Raw genomic sequence first — 14,652 nt, 5'->3', positions numbered from 1 at the left:
TGCGACATGTGCACCTGACCGGAGCGTGTGCTTCTGTAAAGCAGAGAGCTAGACCTCGATGAACTGTTCCGGGGTCTGGCCGGTCGCCTGGAACACGACTCGGCGGCCGATGAGCACGGCGTGGTCGGCGAAGCGCTCGTAGTAGCGACCCAGCAGGGTCACATCGACGGCCGCGGCGACGCCGTGACTCCAGTCGCGGTCCATCAGCACCGTGAACAGGTGACGATGCAGATCGTCCATCGCGTCGTCGTCGTCCTGCAGCTTCAGGGCGTCTTCGGGGTTCTGGGTGGTGAGCACCTCGCGGGCGTTGGACGCCATCGTGATCGCCAGGCGACCCATCTCGGCGAAGTAGCCGTTGACCTCTTCGGGCAGCGCCTTGGCGGGGTGTCGGCGGCGGGCGACCTTCGCGACGTGGAGTGCAAGCGCACCCATCCGGTCGATGTCGGCGACGATCTGGAATCCGCTCACGATCGACCGGAGATCCCCGGCCACCGGTGCCTGCAGCGCCAGGAGGGCGAATGCTCGTTCTTCGGCTTGGGTCGACAATGTCGTCAGGTGCTCATGGCTCCCGATGACCTCCTCGGCGACCGCCAGGTCCGCCTGGAGCAACGCCTGGGTGGATCGCTCCATCGCCACCCCGGCCAGTTCACACATCTGTCCCAGAACTCCGTTGAGTTCTGCCATCTGCTCAATGTAGGCACTACGCATGTATCAACCGTACTGCCAGAATCGGTGTAGTTGGTGGTCGGCCGGTGAACTGCGAATGAACGAGTGCACGACGTCTGTGGATCAGCTGCAGCTGGCGTCGCCGGCGTTTGTCACCGTGAGGTCGTTGGGCAGTTGGTCGCCGTCGGCTTCGCGGGCGACTTCATCGGCGCTGATCTGCGCGCCCTCGGCGGGTGCCTGGCCGAGTTCGCCGGTGAACGAACTGCCGACGATCACCTCGACGGCTGCTTCGAGGTTGGGATCCGACTGGATCGTCGCACCCGGGAACATCTGGGCGATCGTCGCGGCCGCGGCCTGCTGACCTGCGCCGTAACGGACCACGGTGTCGGTGCGGTTCTCCGACGCATCGGCGACGCCATTGACCTGGTAGCCCTGCGCGGCCAGGCCTTCTGAGATCCCGGTCGCCACGCCGGTGGTCCCGGTTCCGTTCAGAACTCGCAGCGAGACGGCGTACGGCGACACCGCGGAGACGCTGACCACAGACGGTTTCGGAGCTGCTGAGGTCGTCGGCGGTGTGGTCGTGGTCCCGCTCGAGGTGGTGGGCGGTGTTTCCTGTTTCTCACCGGGTAGCGGCTCATCGTTGATGATCGCGTCGAAGATGGCGCGGATGTCGTCGTCACGGGGGATCTCGTTGCCGGACCCGTCTTCGGCGGTTCCCGACGTCGGAGCGGTCAGGAAGGTGACCCGGCCGGCGTCGAGCCCCTGCATCGACTGCGCGAGTTGCAGCAGGTCGTCGGTGTTCACCTGGTCGACGAAGCTGTACTTGATGAAGGTGTCGATGATGCCGTTGAGAGTCGCCGGATTGGTGAGGACCTTGCTGGACAGTGATGCGCGCAGCAGCGACGACATGAAGAGTTGCTGACGCTTGATGCGCCCGTAGTCGCCGGTGCCCTCGGTTTCGATGTTGCGGGCGCGGACGTAGTCGAGCGCTTTACCGCCTCTGAGCGTCTGCTTACCCGACTTCGTCAGGATCGGGCCCAGTTCGTAGTCGTTGAGCGGAACAGTCGAGCACACCTCGACGCCGCCGATTTTGTCGACCACCTTCTCGAAGCCGTAGAAATCCATGGCTATGAAGTGGTTGATGTTCAAACCGCTGATGTCGGTGAGGGTTTCGACCATGCACTTCGGACCGCCGTCCCCGTACACGCTGTTGAGCTTCACGCCCTCGGCCGGTGGGAGCACATCAGGGGTGTACGCGCCGGCATCGTTGTTCCAGCCCACGCACTCGGGGCGGTTGACCTGCAGGTCGCGCGGGAACGAGACCGCGACCACGCGACTGCGGTCCGCCGGGATGTTCACCAGCAGCACGGTGTCCGAGCGGGCGGCGCCCCCGAACAGTTCGGCGCCGCCGGCGCCCATCTTGCCGTTTTCCCCGGATCGGGTGTCGGTGCCGACGATGAGGTAGGTCTCATCGCCCGTCTGCAACTGCTTGTCGCGGATCTTCTCGCTGTCGGAGTTGACTGCGTCGACGGTGTTCCAGTTGCCGTCCTTGATCTTCTGATATCCCCAGACGACCCCGGTGCCGAGCAAGGCCATCACACAGGCGACCGCGATGACGACGCGACCGCCGATGGTGGCGGTGCGGATCAGGTGTAGTCGGTCGCGCTGACTCCGGGGAGCAGCGTGGCGTCTGCCGCCGCCGGTTGTCGCGGGCGCAACGGTGCGGGGGACCCGGGTGGTGGGGTTGTCGTCGCCGCCAGGGTGATCAGCCGGAGTCTGTCCGAGGGATTCGTTCGACGCGCGACGTGCGGTGGCGGTGCCCGACAGGTCGGGGTTGTTGCCGGTGTCGACCGGAGGGAAGTACCGGGTCACCTCCACCTCGTCGGCGACATCATCGGGCGCAGCTGTGCCGCGAGGGGTGGCCGGGATGACCTCGGTGTTGGGTTCGTCGGCAGGTGGGCGGCCGGTGGCGCCGAGGATCGTCTCGGTGGGCGCATCGGCGGGGCGGAAACGTCGTGATCGGCGCGGCGGTTGGTGTGCGCTCGAGGGGGAGTCTGCTCCGGCAATGGGGGGCTGGCCGGCAGTGGGGGGCTGGCCGGCAGTGGGGGGCTGGGCGGCAGCATCCGGGCCACCGGCGGCGTTCATCCGGTTGAGCAGTTCCCGAACGGTCAGGCGGTTGTCGCCGGCGCCCAGACCGGTGGAGCGCAGACCAGTGGAGCGCGGACCAGTGGCGCGCGAATCGGTGGGTCGAACGACGGGCTCGCGCAGGACTTCGTCAGACGGTGCACCGAGCCGGCGGCGAATCTCGTTGCGGCGTTCTTCGGGCGTGCGCCCCCGCAGTTCGTCGTCGCTCACACATGTTCCTTCGGCCTCATGGGCGCCGGGCTGGATCTCAGGCCCGATGGACTGGAGACCAGCCGGGCACGGCGCGGTGTCGATGATACTGGGCCGAACGGGGGACGCGGGTGCGTGACCGGATACACGACGTTCACGATGAGTTCGTCTTCGACAACGTGAAACAGGCGTTTCTCGATGCAGGATTCATCGAGGGGGGCTCAGCCGCCGGAATGCATGACCTCAGCGCCGTCCGGAATCGAATCATCGTCGGGATCGTCGAGCCAGCCGTCGGGCAGAGCCACTGCAGAGGGTGAACCCTGTCGGCCGCGGGGACCATGACCGTCGGCCGGAAAAGGCACGTCAGCGGGCAGCTGGCCGACGAGGTCGGCCAGCTGAGGCACTGTCTCCACCAACGCCATCTCGCGACGCAGCTCTGAACCCACCGGAAAACCGCGCAGGTACCAGGCGACATGTTTGCGGATTTCGCGCATGCCCTTGAACTCGCCGTGATGATCGGCGAGGAGCTGTCCGTGGCGAATGATGATCTGTGCCACTTCACCGAGATTTGGTGCCGCTGGGGCGGGTGTGCCGTTCAATTCGGCGCTCAGTTCGGCGAAGAGCCAGGGCCTACCGAGGCATCCACGGCCTATCACCACACCGTCGCAACCGGTCTGCTGCATCATCCTGGTGGCATCGCCGGGCTCGAAGATGTCTCCGTTGCCCAGCACCGGCACATCGGTGACGTGCTCTTTGAGGCGCGCGATCTCATCCCACGCGGCGGTACCCGAATACCGCTGCGACGCGGTGCGGGCGTGCAGTGCGACAGCCTTGGCGCCCTGTTCGGCGGCTATCCGGCCCGCATCGAGGTGCGTGTGATGGTCGTCGTCGATCCCGATCCGGAACTTGACGGTCACCGGGATGTCGGTGCCCTCGGTCGCCCGGACGGCTGCGGCCACGATGTTCGCGAACAGGCGGCGCTTGTAGGGGATCGCCGACCCGCCGCCCTTGCGGGTCACCTTCGGTACGGGGCAACCGAAGTTCATGTCGATGTGATCGGCGAGGTTCTCGTCGACGATCATCTTCGCGGCGGCGTAGGTGTACTCCGGGTCGACGGTGTACAGCTGCATCGACCGCGGGTTTTCATCCGGACCGAATGTGGTCATGTGCATCGTGACCGGATGGCGCTCGGTCAGGGCTCGTGCGGTCACCATCTCGCACACATACAGGCCCGCGACCGTGCCGGTACGCGCCAGCTCGAGCTCCCGGCACAGCGTCCTGAAGGCAACATTGGTCACCCCGGCCATCGGAGCCAGGACCACCGGGCTCGAGAGCTCGATGGACCCGATGCGGAGGGACGTGGGAGACGCCAGAGTCGTGGGAGATGCCGGAGCGGAACCCTGCGATGGAGCCGGGGTGTTCGTCCGGGGGAGTACGGCGGTCAGAGCATTGGCCTTCGGTGTCAGGAGGCGGCGGAGATCTTTTCGCGCTTGGCGGCCTCACGGGCCAGCGCGCGATCGCGCATCTCTTCGAACTTGAGGGTGTCGGCGCGCAGCTTCTCGAGGAACGCGGCCAGGTCTTCACGGATTTTCTCGCCCTGGGCGCTGAAGTCCTCGCGCTCGAAGATCCGCCACTTGCGCAGGACGGGCTCGATGACCTCTTCGAGGTGCTGACGCAGGTCGTAGATGCCGTGCTTGGCCATGAGGACGCCGTTGCGACGGAAGTTGGGCATACCGGCGCCCGGCATCTGGAAGTTGGAGACGACCTCGTAGATGGCCCGCAGGGTCTGGTCGGGGGCCAGGTCGAGCCCGGCGCCGCAGATGTTGCGGTAGAAGACCATGTGCAGGTTCTCGTCAGCGGCGATGCGCTGGAGCATGCGGTCGGCGACCGGATCGTTGCAGGCCTTGCCGGTGTTGCGGTGCGAGACGCGGGTCGCGAGCTCCTGGAAGGTGACGTATGCGACCGAGCGCAGGATTCCGGCCGAGCCTTCGCCGTTGTCGAACTCGCTGGCGCGGTCGCCTGCGGCGGCGATCGAGGAGTAGCCGTTGGTCATGTGGATCATGCGGGCCTCTTCGAGGGCCACCGGATCGACTCCACGGGTCACCACGAGGTAGTCACGCATGACAATGCCGTGGCGGTTCTCCTCGGCCGTCCACCGGCCGACCCAGTGTCCCCACGCGTCGTCCATCGTGAAGTTCTCGGCGATCTCGCGGTGATATGAGGGGAGATTGTCCTCGGTCAGCAGGTTGGTGATCATGGCGGCCTTGGCCACCTCGTCCAGCTGCGACTGCTCGGGATCCCAGTCCTTGCCGCCCAGGGCGGCGAAGTTCTGGCCCTCGTCCCAGGGGACGTAATCGTGCGGGTGCCAGTTCCTGGTGGTGCGGAGGTGGCGGTTGACGTTTTCCTCGGCCGCCGGTGCAAGTTCCTTCAATAGCTCAAGTTGGGTCAACTCGCGTGCCATTAGATATTCCTCCAAGAAGGCTAGGCTGTAAGGCTCCAGGATACGGGGTCGTCGCGCCGCCACCCTAGTTGTAAACACTGCGCCGTGTCACTCATCGGCGCCACATCGATAATGGTCTTTACTCTCTTGTACGGCTTCGTCGCCGGTGAGGCTGGTGTTAGCCGGGGCGGGCACCATGTGGTGCAGCTAACGCGCAGGTGGTCGAGATACTCCGCATCCGATTAGAAGTACTTTCCCACCGTCTCGAGCCACTTGGTGGCGTCATCGGTGAGATTTCCCAGCTCTCGGGCCCTATTGCACCAGGCTTTTGCTGCCTGGGCAAACTCCATCGGGTTGTAGATGTCCTCTTCCTTGGCCCAGAGCCCGTCTCCTCCGTAGGTGAGGATGGTGATGTTGGTGGCTGTGAACACCGTGCCGTCGCCCGGGTCGCGCATGGGGTTGTCGATCTCACAGATGATGCGGCCGGTCTCCTCGTCGACGACGTGCCACAGCGACAGATATCCCACCATGTGATTGCCGGGGAACCGGCCCATCGTCTTCTTCACCCAGGTGCGGATCTCTTCGCGGCCTTTGAAGGTGCCCAGGGCGTGTTCGACATAGTCGGCGTCGGTGGTGAACTGATCGGCCCATGGATCCCAGTCCTGGGTGATCGCGACCTTGTCGTTGACCGCCGTGAACTTGGCGAACTCCGCTTCGAGTTCATTTTTGCTGAACTTTCCCATCAGTTGCCTCCCGTGACGGCTGACCCGGGCCGGACGGAGAAAGTCGCATCGATCCGTTGGATGTCGCAGGCAGGATTGAAGGCGAAGGTCTCATCGATGGTGGAGTCCGCGATGTTGACATCGCCGACACCGTATTCGAGGTCGTAGACAGCGCGGACGAGGTTGCCTGCGCCCGTCCACTGCTGATTATTGATCGCCGTGATGCCGCCGTACTGCAGGTGTGCTGCCAGCTCGGCCTTCATCACGTCCCCGGAGAAACCGGTCTGTACGCCGTTCTCGAATCGGACGACGTCGGTGGCGACGGGGACTTCGTAGGCGAACGACGGGTCGGCGAGGGCCGCGACGTAGGTCTCGGCGCCGGCGAGCTGCTGCGCCGGAGTGCAGGTGGCGGCTGGCGCTGCTGCAGCCGTCGATGGGATGAGGCACAGCGCGGGGGTGAGGCACAGTGCGGCTCCGGCCAGCAGAGCGCAGGCGAAGAGCCTGGAACCAGACAATTTCATGAGTTGAGCGTATGTGCTTAATCGGATCGGCGCGAAGGATTCGCCCCGATCGACGCGAGGACTCGCCTCGTTAGATCAGACGGAGTATTCGCTGATCGATGGCTGGTGTGGTCGCTGCGGCGCTGGATAGTATCTGCCTAACCTGCCGACAGCAGGTCAGGTGAAAGGCAAAGACGATGGGCGTGGCGATCGGTTCCCACATCGGTGGCTATCAGATCTTGGAGCTGATCGGCCGTGGCGGGATGGGTGAGGTCTACAAGGCTCAGCATCCGCGACTGCCGCGTGCCGACGCGATCAAGCTGCTCAACAGCACGTACGGCACAGACCCTGACACCAGAGCGCGTTTCGAGCGCGAGGCGGACCTCGTCGCGCCGCTCAGTCATCCCAACCTCGTCAACGTTCTCGATCGCGGAACACATGAGGGCCAGTTGTGGATCGCGATGGAGTTCGTCGCCGGTACCGATGCAGCGCAACTTCTCTCGGGTGGGCCGCTGCATCCGCGCCTCGCCGTACGGATCGTCTCGCAGATCGCCGACGGTCTCGACTACGCCCACCGTAAAGGGCTGCTGCATCGCGACGTCAAACCCGGCAACATCCTGATCACCCCCGGCGCCGATCCGATGAACCCGGATGCGGTCAAGCTCACCGATTTCGGTATCGCCCGCATGGCGCAGGAAACCGACAGCAGCCTCACCTCGGTGGGTATGACGGTCGGCACGTTGCGCTACAGCGCGCCCGAGCAGATCGGTGGCGAGGAGATCGACCACCGCGCCGACGTCTACGCGCTGGGTTGCAGTTTGTACGAACTACTCACCGCCACGGCTCCTTTCGACGCTCCCACCAGTCAGGGGCTGATGGCGGCGCACATGTTCAATCCGCCGCCGAATCCTGCTGCCGCCAACCCCGCGGTACCGTCTGCGATGGCGGCTGTCATCGCCAAGGCCATGGCGAAGAAGCCTGCCGACCGGTTCAATTCGGGTCGAGAGCTCGCGGACGCAGCGCAGGAGGCGCTCAAAGGCGGTGGTGCGCCGAACAGCACACGCGCGCAGCAGGCCTTCGTTCCGCCGCCGCTGCTGGTCAAACCCGTGTCGCCGCAACACAGTTCGCCGCGCACACCGGTCGGTGCCGTGACCTACCCGCCGAGCGCTCCTCCAGTGCCGGGTAGAGGTCAATCCACCCCATACCAGTCGAATCCGTATCAGCCCGGCGCTGCGAATCAGGGGTACGGGACATCACGTCCCGCCGTCCCGGTCGGTGTGCGGTCGTCCCCGTCGAGCCCGCAGCTGCGCAGCGGTCAACGCCCGCCTTACGGCGGTCCGGGGAACCCGCCGCCCTCTGGCCCCGGGGGAGCGATGTACGCCGCACCTGGTGCGGGTGGATCAGCGCCGCGGGTTCCGTGGTTCAAACGCGCCGCGGTCATGGCCGCCCCGATCGTCGTGGTGGCGATCGTGATCGGGGTGGTCGCCGGCTTGTTGTTGTCCGGTGGTGCAGGAAGCGCTCTTGCGACCCCGGCTCAGCCGACCGCCATCGTCGCGGACACTTCAGTCGACATCACCTGGCCGGAGGTCGATGATGCCTCGGAATACGTTCTTCGGCAAGGTGAGTCGATCATCTACGTCGGTGACGAACCGAAGTATTCGCAACCCATGCCGTTGCCCGGAACCTACTCCTATTCGGTCTCTGCCCGCTCCGCGGAGCGGGACGAATCGCCCTACAGCGAGACCAGCGGCGAGGTCACTGTGGCACAGCGCTGGCACGGCCTCGAACAGATCGCCGCCACCTTCGGCGAGATCGTGGGTCCGAGTCCGTTGTCCAACGACAACTACGGACGAGAAGCCTGCTTCGGCGGGACCGGCACCGTCGACATCGAGATCCCGAAGTCCGGCAGCATCCTGTGCCGCGACTCCAGCGGAGACTTCACGATCCGGATCAGGCAGTACCCATCCAAACAGGTGAGAGACGACTACCTCGCCTCCCTGGGTCTCAAGACGTCGTCGGAGACCACAGACCAGGGCGCGTCGGGAGTGCTCTACCAATCGCCGAGCCCCACCAGCGACTGGGCGGGCACCGCCATCCTCGCCTTCGACGACAGCGACCGGGAGGTCTTCGACGTGTCCGTCGCGATGGAGAACGGCAAAGACGCCGACGCACTGGCGCAGTTGAACAGGCTGCCGCTGTGAAGCGCTGGGCGTGGCCCCTGCTGATCGTCGGTGCCATCGTGGCGCTGGTGGTGTCGCTCGCGGTCACCTATTTTGTTCGGGGAGCAGGTGATTCGGTCGGTGCGCCGACCGAACTCGGTGTCAGCGAGGACGCCGGCGCCGTGAAGGTGACGTGGGAAGCGGATTCGGAGGCGTCGGGATACCTGTTGAGTCGAGGCGACGAGGTCGTGTACTCCGGCCCGGACACCGAGTTCCGCGACATCTCGGCCGTTGCGCCGACGGGGGGCGCTACCGTCGCGTACTCCGTGCGTGCCGTCGACTCCACCGGACGGGTGTCGCCGCCCAGCGGCACCGAGTCGATCGAGGTAGGACCTGGTTGGGGGCTGTTCGCGGAGGCGGCTGCCACCCTGCCCGAGTTGTTGCCGTCCTCGCCCGCCGGGGAGGGCTGGAACGGGATGCGGTGTGAAACACGGATGGACGCCGTGCCGCCTGAGGAGGCGGCAGACGTGAACGGGTCGGGGGAGCAGTTCCTCAAGGCGGGCTTCCGTTGCATCGTCGAGGTGGGCGGCGACGAATACGATCTGTGGACGGACTTCTACGTGAGTCCTGAGGCCCTGAACAGCAGGATGGACGAGATCCGTACGTGGGACGGCGTGAGCGCGACGACCTGGCAGCACGGCCGCGCCATCAATGGCGGAGGTGGTGAGGACACTCGGTGGATGGGCATGTCGGTGGACTCGATCCCCAACCTCTACATCGAGTTGTCGGCGGTCGACAAGGGCACAACCGTGGACGAATTGGCCCAGGTCGCGGACAGTCTGCCCGTGAACTGATACGCGGTTCGGCGAAAACGCTCCCCTGCGAAGCCGCAGCCGATATCGTCGCCCCGGAAGGACCGGCAACGAAGCCGTAGGGGGCATCGAGTGGGTACATGGGTGGGGACTGCACGAACGACGATCAGGGCGGCGGTGACGCTTGCGGTGGTGACGGCCGCGGTGACCGCCGTGACCGTGACTCCGGCGATGGCCACAGCGCCACCGGGTTACAACGACCTGACCGATGTCTGGCCGACCGCGGTGGGGGAGGCGAATTGCCGCGCCGGTGACCGGGTCGAGACCGGTATCCAGGGGGAGGTGCCGCTCGAAGACCGCACGTCGGGTCGCAGCACCAAGGGTTACAACTGCAACATCGATCTCATCGGCCGGTATCAGGGTCAAGGCGCGGGCATCGTCAGCGCGACATACAAGAACTGCTCATACACGGGGTCGAGCTTCCCGACCAATTTCCTCGGCCCCAACCCAGGCGTACAGGTACTCGACGTGTCGGATCCCGGCGCGCCGGAGCTGTCGGCAGTCCTGACCGAGCCGGCCATGGTGGGCGGCACCTGGGAGTCGTTGAAGGTCAACCACAAACGCGGATTGCTGGTCGGCACCGGCGTCGGGCTCCTCGAAGGCGCCGGTTACATCTCGGTCTACGACATCTCCCAGGACTGTGCACATCCGCGCCTGCTGAACCGCGGTGCCGGATCGCAACTGACGATGCCGATCCCCATCACCACCCATGAGGGCGACTTCTCTCCGGACGGCAACACGTACTGGGTGACCGGGATCGCGCCCGGCTATGTCAGCGCGGTCGACCTCACCGATCCACGCAATCCGATGGTCGTGTGGTCAGGTATCACCGGCATCGAGGCGCACGGGGTCGGCTTCTCACCCGACGGCAACACGCTGTATCTCTCGAACCTGCTCGGACTGACGGTCATCGACGTCACCGCGGTCCAGAACCGAAGGCCGCGGACCATCGTGCCGCAGTTGATGCCGCACGTCGGTGAGAAGTTGTGGGCCGACGGGCAGATCACCCAGCATTCCATTCATGCCACGTACGGCGGCAGGCCTTACGTGTTCTCCGTCGATGAAGGCGGTTCGGGCGGAGTGAAGCTGTTCGACGCGTCCGACTCCTCGAATCTGCGGCAGCGCAACGCGATCAAGCTGGCCATCAATCTGCCCGAGAACGCGAATCGGTGGGCTCGCAGTACCACCGCGAACGGAGTGTTCGGCTACGACGCCCACTACTGCTCGATCGATCGACCGGACGACCCCACGGCGATGGCCTGCGGCTGGATCCAGTCGGGCATCCGGGTCTTCGACATTCGTGATCCGGACGACTTCGAGGAGATCGCCTACTACAACCCGCCGGCCCAGACGGGAAAGAACCTGCAACTGTCGAATTCGCTGCACGCACTGCTCGGATCGGTTGCGGCACCCCCGATCATCGGGACGCTCGCGGTCGCTCGAGCTGTGCTGCAAGGAGATTCGCCGATCGATGGGATCATCAACGACCAGAGTCGGCTGGTCGGCGGTGACCTCTCGGCGGACTGGTGTCTGTCACCGCCGGAGTTCCATGGTGAACAACTGTGGGTGACCTGTATGGACAACGGGTTCATGACGTTGCAACTCGACCCGGCGGCCTACCCGCTGACATGAACACCGCTTTACGCCAATGGCTCTGGCCGGTCGTCGTCGCGATCGTCGCACTTGTCATCGGTCTGTGCGCCGGACTTGCCGTCGACACCGACCGAAGTGACGCAGTCGCGGCGCCGGTGGCCACCGCAGTCGATGTCGGCTTCGCGCAGGACATGTCCGCACATCATCAGCAGGCCATGATGATGTGCGACCTGGTGCCGGGCGATGCTGCGCCGGACGTGCGTGGACTCGTCGCGCAGATCCGGGGTGCGCAGTGGCGCGAGATCGGGCAGATGATGGGGTGGCTGCAGATGCTCGGCGCGCCGCTACAGGGCGCGCAGCCGATGAGCTGGATGGGCGATGCCGGTCACCGGCACAGCGGCGAGACCGGACAGATGCCGGGGATGGCAGGCGGTGAGGAGCTCACTGCACTGCATGCCGCAACAGGCCTCGGCAGCGAGATCCTGTTCCTTCAATTGATGATCCGCCACCATCAGGGCGGGATCGACATGGCCGGGCACGCGAGCCGTACAGCTGCGAACCCGGAGATCAGACGCGCCGCGGTCGCCATGGTGAAGAGTCAATCCGACGAGATCGCCGTGATGACGGTGATGCTGAACCAGCGCGGCGGCCAGGCCCTGCCCTACCCGGTCTGACCACCGACCGTGCTCTGAACGCCACCGACCGTGCTCTGAACGCCGCCGACCGTGCCGAACCGGCCATCGACCGTGCCGTCATCGGCTCGCTCATTGGGTGAAGCGGTCACTCGGGTTTCGGTGCGGTCTCCGCCTCGTGGGCCTCGACGTCGCCCGCGCGCTTGTCCAGCGGATCCACACCATCGACTCCTTCGAGCACGGTGAACTCCTGCTCGGCTTTCGCGACGAAGCCCTTGGCTTCTTCTTTGATCTTGTGCACCCAGTCCGACATGTCTCAACGCTCCCTGCTGCTCCAGCCAGGCACCTGTGCGGCACCTGCTGTGAGCTTACTGGGGAGGGTTGCCCGGGGCCTCGTCATTGCCGGATGAGCGGCTGCTCCTGATCCCAGACACCCATGAGTTCGGCGATGATGTCGACCGCCATTCCGAGCCCACCGAGGTGGCTTTCACCCGCCATGGTGAACAGCTTGGCGTCGGGCAGCAGCTGCACCATGTGTTCGCCATGCGTGTGCGGGATGATGTGATCGCGGTCGCCATGCCACCAACGGACCGGACCGGTGATGTCACCGACCGAGAAGCCCCAATCCCTGGCGAAGACAACAACGTCGGCGAACGGTGCTTCCATCTGTTTGCGTCCGCCGTTGAGCAGGTCGTCGAGAAACATGGCCTTGAACTCGGGACGTTGCAGCAGTTCCCGATCCGCCGCGGGGGAGAGTCGGCCGTAGATGGTGATCGCCGGTTCGGCGATCGGCCGCGCCACCCGGACAATCGAACTCAGGACCCGTCCGATCGGTGCCCCGAAGACCGGGAGCATCGGCGCAAGGAACTTGCCCAGCACCATCGCTCCGCCGCCCACCTCGTCGGGACCCACGGTCGGCGCGACTCCACCGAGGATGCCGGTGACCACCACCCGCTCGGGCATCGCATGCGCGACCCCCAACGCGTACGGACCGCCTCCGGACAACCCGATCACCGCGAAACGGTCGATGCCCAGGGTGTCTGCGACGGTCGAAAGATCATGCGCGAATGACAGTACGTTCGGGTAGCTGTACGACGTGGACGAACCCACCCCCGGACGATCGAGTCCGATGATCCGGATGTCGTTTCGTTCGGCGTAGGCGCGGGCTTCGAGAGGTATCTGGCGGCGGGCGCCGGGAGTGCCGTGAAGCCAGAAGACGGCGCGGCCGGTCGCGGATCCGAATTCGGCGAACCCGATGCGCCTGCCTTCGCCCACGGCGACGCTGCCTTCGAGCTTGGGACGGTCGATGTCGATCACCTACCAAGAATGGCACTGATATCAGGCCGCAGTGGTCGGATTCGTGTCCGCTCTCAGCGGATCATTCACCGGTCGCTGTCAGGACGAGCTTGCCGTGGTCGAGGCCGGGTCGCTGGTGGGTCGACCGCAGCAGCAGGATCGCGCAGAACGCAGCCGAGATCGCTGAGATCACGCCTCCGATGATCAGCGGCGCCCGCGGATCGGTGACCTCCGCCAGCCACCCCAGGAGGGGGCTGCCGATGGGCGTGCCGCCGAGGAAACAGATCATGTAGATGCCCATCACCCGGCCACGCATGTCGGATTCGACGGACAGCTGCATGATGTTCATCGCCGCTGTACTGAACATGATGTTCGCCATCCCCACCGGGATCAGCATCGCGGCCACCAGCCAGAACGTAGGCATGAACCCGACGACGACCTCGAGAATGCCGAACAGGAACGCTCCCACCAGGAACTGCCGCACGCGTGCCGGTCTGGTGCGTCGCGCGGCGATCAGCGCGCCGCCGAGGGTGCCGACTGCAAGCATCGTCGACAGCAGTCCGTAGCCACCAGCCGAACCCTCGAAGGTGTTGGCGGTGAGCAACGCCAGGGAGAGCGGGAAGTTCAGGCCGAACGTCGCCACCATGAACACTGTCGCGAGGACCACCACGAGATGGCGGTGTCGCCGGACGTACCGGATACCGCTGCGGATCGAACGATCGCGGACGGATCTGGCACTGCGCATGAGTTCGCTGCTGCGCATCGCCAGCAGCGCGATGATGACGGCGATCGAACTGCCCGCGTTGATGAGGAACACCGGGCCGGTGTCGATGAGGGTGATCAGGAGTCCGGCCAGCGCCGGGCCGACGATGCGGGCGAGGTTGAACGTGAGCGAGTTCAAGGCCACCGCGTTGGGCAGCTGTTCGACCCCGACCATCTCGATGGTAAACGACTGGCGGACAGGGGCATCGACCGCCGAGATGCATCCGAGGGCGAAGGACAGCGCATAGACCAGTGGCAAATTTGCTGCACCGCTGACGTCGATGACGCCGAGGATCAGCGCGCACAACGCCATCGCGACCTGGGTGCCGATCAGCAACTTTCGCTTGTCGAATCGGTCGGCCAGGGCGCCGGCCGGAAGTGACAGGATCGCGGTCGGTCCGAACTGCAGGGCCATGACGATCCCGACCGCGACGCCGCTGCCGCCGGACAATTGCAGGACCAGCCAGTCCTGGGCGATCCGCTGCATCCAGGTGCCGGTCAGCGACACCACCTGGCCGCCGGCCCAGAGCCGATAGTTCCTCACCCCGAGGGACGAGAACATCAACGGCAGCTGCATTTGCCCCAGTTTAGTTGCTCTGACTCAACTAAAAGAACATCGGCCCAGCCCCGGGATCGTCCCCGTGAGCACGTTCGGAGGGCATATTTCCCTTTGTGA

The 14,652-nt window shown here is 65.3% G+C and carries 13 protein-coding genes; 4 read left to right on the top strand and 9 right to left on the bottom strand.

All coding sequences use genetic code 11. The features are described 5' to 3' along the window. Positions 1-48: 48 nt before the first annotated feature. The 6 genes from phoU to DFR67_RS18455 all read right to left on the bottom strand — a co-directional run bounded on the left by phoU (position 49) and on the right by DFR67_RS18455 (position 6,683). Positions 49-708 (bottom strand): phosphate signaling complex protein PhoU, encoded by a 660-nt coding sequence (phoU, locus tag DFR67_RS18480; protein ID WP_110470977.1) that lies wholly within the window; start codon positions 706-708, stop codon positions 49-51. 81 nt (positions 709-789) lie between these two features. After that, positions 790-3,021, bottom strand: a complete 2,232-nt coding sequence (locus DFR67_RS18475; RefSeq protein WP_245938039.1) for an LCP family protein — start codon at positions 3,019-3,021, stop codon at positions 790-792. A gap of 200 nt (positions 3,022-3,221) precedes the next feature. Then, the gene (gene dusB / locus DFR67_RS18470) at positions 3,222-4,373 is read right to left on the bottom strand and encodes a tRNA dihydrouridine synthase DusB (protein ID WP_110470976.1); all 1,152 of its coding nucleotides are present in this window, start codon (positions 4,371-4,373) and stop codon (positions 3,222-3,224) included. Positions 4,374-4,462: 89 nt separating this feature from the next. Then, positions 4,463-5,461, bottom strand: coding sequence for an acyl-ACP desaturase (locus DFR67_RS18465; RefSeq protein WP_110470975.1), 999 nt, complete (start codon positions 5,459-5,461; stop codon positions 4,463-4,465). Positions 5,462-5,682: 221 nt separating this feature from the next. Then, entirely contained in the window at positions 5,683-6,183 is a 501-nt protein-coding gene (locus DFR67_RS18460; RefSeq protein ID WP_110470974.1) for a nuclear transport factor 2 family protein, read from the bottom strand. Continuing rightward, positions 6,183-6,683, bottom strand: coding sequence for a DUF8021 domain-containing protein (locus tag DFR67_RS18455; RefSeq protein WP_110470973.1), 501 nt, complete (start codon positions 6,681-6,683; stop codon positions 6,183-6,185). Before DFR67_RS18455 ends, DFR67_RS18460 begins: the two co-directional genes overlap by 1 nt. 182 nt (positions 6,684-6,865) lie before the next feature. Between DFR67_RS18455 and DFR67_RS18450 the strand changes: the two genes are divergently transcribed. The 4 genes from DFR67_RS18450 (at position 6,866) to DFR67_RS18435 (ending at position 11,960) form a co-directional block, all read left to right on the top strand. Then, the gene (locus DFR67_RS18450) at positions 6,866-8,863 is read left to right on the top strand and encodes a serine/threonine-protein kinase (RefSeq protein WP_245938037.1); all 1,998 of its coding nucleotides are present in this window, start codon (positions 6,866-6,868) and stop codon (positions 8,861-8,863) included. Further along, the gene (locus DFR67_RS18445) at positions 8,860-9,675 is read left to right on the top strand and encodes a hypothetical protein (RefSeq protein ID WP_110470971.1); all 816 of its coding nucleotides are present in this window, start codon (positions 8,860-8,862) and stop codon (positions 9,673-9,675) included. The genes DFR67_RS18450 and DFR67_RS18445 overlap by 4 nt, the downstream gene beginning before the upstream one ends. A 189-nt stretch (positions 9,676-9,864) precedes the next feature. Then, complete coding sequence (locus DFR67_RS18440; protein ID WP_245938048.1) at positions 9,865-11,325, top strand: LVIVD repeat-containing protein; 1,461 nt, start codon at positions 9,865-9,867, stop codon at positions 11,323-11,325. Then, positions 11,322-11,960, top strand: a complete 639-nt coding sequence (locus tag DFR67_RS18435) for a DUF305 domain-containing protein (RefSeq protein ID WP_110470969.1) — start codon at positions 11,322-11,324, stop codon at positions 11,958-11,960. The genes DFR67_RS18440 and DFR67_RS18435 overlap by 4 nt, the downstream gene beginning before the upstream one ends. 106 nt (positions 11,961-12,066) lie before the next feature. Here the strand turns inward: DFR67_RS18435 and DFR67_RS30805 are convergent, their stop codons facing one another. The 3 genes from DFR67_RS30805 to DFR67_RS18425 form a co-directional block, all read right to left on the bottom strand. Then, positions 12,067-12,231, bottom strand: a complete 165-nt coding sequence (locus tag DFR67_RS30805; RefSeq protein WP_170135240.1) for a hypothetical protein — start codon at positions 12,229-12,231, stop codon at positions 12,067-12,069. 83 nt (positions 12,232-12,314) lie between these two features. Then, positions 12,315-13,235, bottom strand: a complete 921-nt coding sequence (locus DFR67_RS18430; protein ID WP_110470968.1) for an alpha/beta fold hydrolase — start codon at positions 13,233-13,235, stop codon at positions 12,315-12,317. Between the two features lie 61 nt (positions 13,236-13,296). Continuing rightward, a complete protein-coding gene (locus tag DFR67_RS18425; protein WP_110471168.1) occupies positions 13,297-14,538 on the bottom strand; it encodes an MFS transporter in 1,242 nt (413 codons plus the stop codon). Between the last annotated feature and the right edge of the window lie 114 nt (positions 14,539-14,652).

Origin of the sequence: Williamsia limnetica (assembly GCF_003217475.1) — a bacterium.
In the GTDB taxonomy this organism is placed as follows: Bacteria; Actinomycetota; Actinomycetes; order Mycobacteriales; family Mycobacteriaceae; genus Williamsia; species Williamsia limnetica.
Note: the sequence above shows the minus strand (reverse complement) of the source record. Positions and strands in the feature narration are given on the sequence as shown.